Source organism: Bradyrhizobium sp. LB11.1 (assembly GCF_040549385.1).
Lineage (GTDB): Bacteria > Pseudomonadota > Alphaproteobacteria > Rhizobiales > Xanthobacteraceae > Bradyrhizobium.
In genome coordinates, this window is the sequence record NZ_JBEPTH010000054.1 from 1 (window position 1) to 1878 (window position 1878).

Consider the following 1878-nt stretch of genomic DNA (forward strand, 5'->3'; position numbering starts at 1 on the left):
GTCTCGCCTCCGCTATCCCGGCCAGCTCCGACGAGACGAGCGCTACCGGCAAAATCCGCCGCACGAAGGGGTCAAATTTGGACGCCGATGAGGGGGCAAATTTGCAGGCCGATTGACAGCCCTTGCTTTTTGCACGCTGGGAGCAGAGGCCGCCCACTGAGGCGGCCTTACTCGTCAATCTCGCGTAGCTCTTTCATAAGGCGCTCCATCTCAGCGCGAAGTCTTTCGGCTTGTTCTGTTGTCCAGCCTATTTGCCGGAGCTCCTGACGAAGACGAAGGATTTTGTAGGCGAGCTCCACTCGCTCGTTGTCGTGAGGCACGGCGGCATTTCCCAATCTTTGTTATAAGACTGCGAAATGCCCAGTTTGTTCAAAATTGGGGACCCGCGTAATTCTTATGTCCAAAAGTGCACCGACTTGCCGCCTTAACTTCTGCTTAATAACTCATTGCCCGTTAGAGACTTCTGCTTTGCCCCATAGCTTGGAAATATATTTGCGATCAGCCCGGCCATCGTGCCGGGCTTTTCGTTGGTCGCGGCAAAATCAGGCCACCTCAAAATCAAACTAGGCCACTGCGCTCGGAAACAGGCCGGCACCCAACCCGCCATAGGCGCGTGCTCAGAACCGAGAACGAGGCCCGCCAGCGTGAACCGGCAGGAGCCGAACCAAATCTCGAGGCTCCGCCGCAACTGGACCTTTGAGGCATGGAAAGCGTTGACGCTCCAACAACCAAGGCAGGATCGTGAACCTGGAGTGCCGGACGTGAGTACAGTCCCCTTGGAAATTGAAAGACGGTTTGCGCGGCGGTGGGCGGCCAGATTTGAAGGGCCCATTCCACCAGGCCGGCAAGAACGTCAGGCCCCTAGCGACGGTTGGCGGGTCGTCACTGGCTCGAAGCAAAAAGAACCATCTGCCAAGAAGAGGCCCCAGCGCATGGAGAGCCCGCCGGCTCAATAACCGGCGGGGCCGTCACGATCGCCTATTCCTCGGGTGGGAGCTGAGCTACCTCGCCGCAATGCTTGCCGCGGATCATTCGGAGCTCGATCGCGGCGCTATGAGCGGGGTTTGCGCCCAAGGCGAAGTTCCCGCTTCGGTTCTACAAGCCCTCGCGCCGACTGGCCACCGAACCATCCTGAACACGATGAGGAAGGGCTGGGTCGAGCGGGGTGCACAGAGCGGTACCCACCGCCGCAGGGGACGCCGCGTTGCGCTTACGGACCCCGTGAGAGCAGGATCGCGATGTACTCGGAGCCACTGGAGGCGCATGCGGAGCGCAGTTATCGCTTGCGATTTCCCTTCTTCTGCGATTGTGGGGGAGCCGTGATATTGCTGTCGCCATTCGCTGACGACAGCGCGTCCACGCGCGAGCTCAACGCTCCCAGCTGATCGGATAGAAGCTTGCGCTCGCCCCCTTCTGCCGCCGTTTTTCGCCGAAGGTCGTCTACCTGCGCGCTAATCTTTTGCTGATTGGCCCGTACGTCTTGGACAGCCTGCTGAAGTGGGATCAGCGCCTGTTTGACTTCTTGGGAACCGATGTCCGGATGCGGGGCAGTCGTCGCTTGGAGCGCTTCGATCTTTCGCTCCATCCAAAAGAATCCTCCAACCGCGAGGATGACGACTAGCGCGAGTACGAACCAAGAAAGCACCGGTCGGCTAGGGCCGACAGAGTCTGACGTTGGGGACATGACAACTCCTCGAGACAAAAGGCCGAAGCCAACGCGGTGGTTTTGACTTAGTTTCGGGGATGATCGTTCAATGTGTTCGCACCAGGTTCATTGAGGCTTTGAGCTGGTCCCGCAAATCTGAACAGCGCGATAAGTGGAGTTTCTGCCTGACGGCGGGCAAGATTGACCCGCGAATCAGGAGAGACGATGAGCAG

The 1878-nt window shown here is 58.9% G+C and carries 1 protein-coding gene; it reads right to left on the bottom strand.

Features of this window, described 5'->3' with window-relative positions:
* Positions 1-1276: 1276 nt before the first annotated feature.
* Entirely contained in the window at positions 1277-1585 is a 309-nt protein-coding gene (locus tag ABIA96_RS36535) for a hypothetical protein (RefSeq protein WP_354141720.1), read from the bottom strand.
* Positions 1586-1878 lie beyond the last annotated feature (293 nt).